At 63.6% G+C, this 2,816-nt stretch carries 1 protein-coding gene; it reads left to right on the top strand.

The genetic code is table 11. The annotated features are described in order from the left end of the window. The coding region (gene metH, locus R4P65_RS32960) for a methionine synthase (protein ID WP_317829687.1) at positions 1–2,816 on the top strand (2,816 nt) is incomplete at both ends.

Below are 2,816 nucleotides of genomic sequence, written 5' to 3'. Positions count from 1 at the left end.
CTCACCCTGGACGACTTCCTCGGCCTCGAGGGGTGCAATGAGATCCTCAACGACACCCGTCCCGACGTGCTCAAAGACATCCACCGTGCGTACTTCGCCGCTGGTGCCGATGCCGTCGAGACCAACACCTTCGGTTGCAACCTGCCCAACCTCGCCGACTACGACATCTCTCACCGGATCCGCGAACTCGCGGAAAAAGGCACTGCTCTCGCCCGTGAAGTTGCGGACGAGATGGGACCAGGCCGCGACGGCATGGCCCGATTCGTACTCGGCTCGATGGGGCCGGGAACCAAGCTTCCCAGTCTCGGGCACGCACCGTACGCAGTCCTTCGTGACGCGTACACCGAAGCTGCGCTCGGCATGATCGACGGTGGCGCCGACGCCATCCTGGTCGAAACCTGCCAGGACCTACTTCAGGTGAAGGCAGCCATTCTCGGCAGTCAGCGTGCGATGGAGCAACTCGGACTGCGGTTGCCGATCATCACGCACGTGACGGTCGAGACAACCGGAACGATGCTCCTGGGCAGTGAGATCGGTGCGGCGCTGACGGCGCTCGAGCCGCTCGGTATCGACATGATCGGCCTGAACTGCGCCACCGGGCCGGCCGAGATGAGTGAACATCTCCGACATCTCTCCAAGTACTCGACGCTGCCGGTGTCGGTCATGCCCAATGCCGGCTTGCCGCAGCTCGGCCCCAAGGGCGCCGAGTACCCGCTGACCGGCGACGAATTGGCCGAAGCCCTCAGTGGTTTCGTTTCCGAGTTCGGACTCGGCCTCGTAGGCGGCTGCTGCGGTACGACACCCGAGCACATCAGCGCGGTCGCCGACGCGGTCCGTCAGGTCGAGAAGGCCCAGCGCACCCCGATCCACGAGCCGAGCACCTCTTCGCTGTACTCGGCGGTGCCGTTCGAGCAGGACGCCAGCATCCTGATGATCGGTGAACGCACGAACTCCAACGGCTCCAAGGCTTTCCGCGAGGCAATGCTCTCCGCGGACTACCAGAAGTGCCTGGACATCGCCAAGGACCAGACCCGCGACGGCGCACACATGCTCGACCTCAACGTCGACTACGTGGGCCGCGACGGTGCCGCCGACATGTCGGAACTGGCCAGCCGTCTGGCGACGTCCTCGACGCTGCCGATCATGCTCGACTCCACCGAGCCTGCCGTGTTGCAGGCCGGTCTCGAACACCTCGGTGGCCGCTGCGCTGTCAACTCCGTCAACTACGAGGACGGCGCCGGCCCCGAATCGCGTTTTCACAAGATCATGACGTTGGTCAAGGAGCACGGCGCGGCGGTCGTCGCCCTGACCATCGACGAAGAGGGCCAGGCTCGCACCGCCGAGACCAAGGTCGCCATCGCCAAGCGTCTGATCGAGGACATCAAGGGAAACTGGGGACTCGCCGAGTCCGACATCATCGTCGACGCCTTGACCTTCCCCATCTCCACCGGTCAGGAAGAGGTGCGACGCGACGGCATCGAGACCATCGAAGCCATCCGTCAGCTCAAGGCTGCGTACCCGGAACTGCACTTCACCCTGGGTATCTCGAACATTTCGTTCGGTTTGAACCCGGCCGCACGGCAGGTCCTCAACTCGGTGTTCCTGCACGAGTGCACCGAGGCCGGTCTGGACACGGCGATCGTTCACGCGTCCAAGATTTTGCCGATGGCGCGAATTCCGGACGAGCAGCGTGAAACCGCACTCGACCTGGTCTACGACCGTCGTAGCGAGGGCTACGACCCGCTGCAGAAGCTGATGGCTCTGTTCGAGGGTGTCTCGGCTGCGTCGGCGCGCGAGTCCCGTGCGCAGGAACTCGCCGGACTTCCGTTGTTCGACCGGCTCGAGCGTCGCATCGTCGACGGCGAGCGCAACGGCCTCGACGACGATCTCACCGAAGCAATGACGGTCAAGTCCCCGATCGAAATCATCAACGAGACACTGCTTTCGGGCATGAAGACCGTCGGTGAACTGTTCGGTTCCGGACAGATGCAGTTGCCGTTCGTTCTGCAGTCCGCCGAGGTCATGAAGGCAGCAGTTGCGTTCCTCGAGCCGCACATGGAAGCGACGGACGACGACGGCAAGGGCCGCCTCGTCATTGCGACGGTCAAGGGCGACGTCCACGATATCGGCAAGAACCTTGTCGACATCATCTTGAGCAACAACGGTTACGACGTCGTGAACCTCGGCATCAAGCAGCCCATCGCGACCATTCTCGATGCTGCGATCGAGCACAAGGCCGATGTCATCGGCATGTCCGGACTGCTCGTGAAGTCGACAGTGGTCATGAAGGACAACCTCAAGGAACTGAACTCTCGCGGTGTCTCGGAACAGTTCCCGGTTTTGCTGGGTGGTGCCGCGCTGACGCGTTCGTACGTCGAGAACGATCTGCAGGAGGTGTACGAGGGCGACGTCAGCTATGCCCGCGACGCTTTCGAGGGTCTGAACTTGATGGACCAGATCATGACGACCAAGCGCGGCGGCGGCCCGGCGCCGGACAGCCCGGAGGCCATCGCTGCTCGCGAGAAGGCTGCCGAGCGTAAGGCTCGTCACGAGCGTTCCAAGCGCATCGCCGAAAAGCGTAAAGCTGCAGCGGTTCCCGTCGTCCTGCCGGAGCGTTCCGATGTCGCTACCGACATTGCGGTGCCGACACCGCCGTTCTGGGGCTCGCGCATCGTCAAGGGAATCTCTCTGTCCGAGTACTCGGGGCTGCTCGACGAGCGCGCTCTCTTCCTCGGCCAGTGGGGCCTTCGCGGTCAGCGCAAGGGCGACGGTCCGACGTACGAGGAACTGGTCGAGTCGGAAGGCCGTCCGCGGCT

It is taken from the genome of Rhodococcus sp. IEGM 1318 (genome assembly GCF_033142465.1).
Classification (GTDB): Bacteria; Actinomycetota; Actinomycetes; order Mycobacteriales; family Mycobacteriaceae; genus Rhodococcus_F; species Rhodococcus_F qingshengii_B.
Note: the sequence above shows the minus strand (reverse complement) of the source record. Positions and strands in the feature narration are given on the sequence as shown.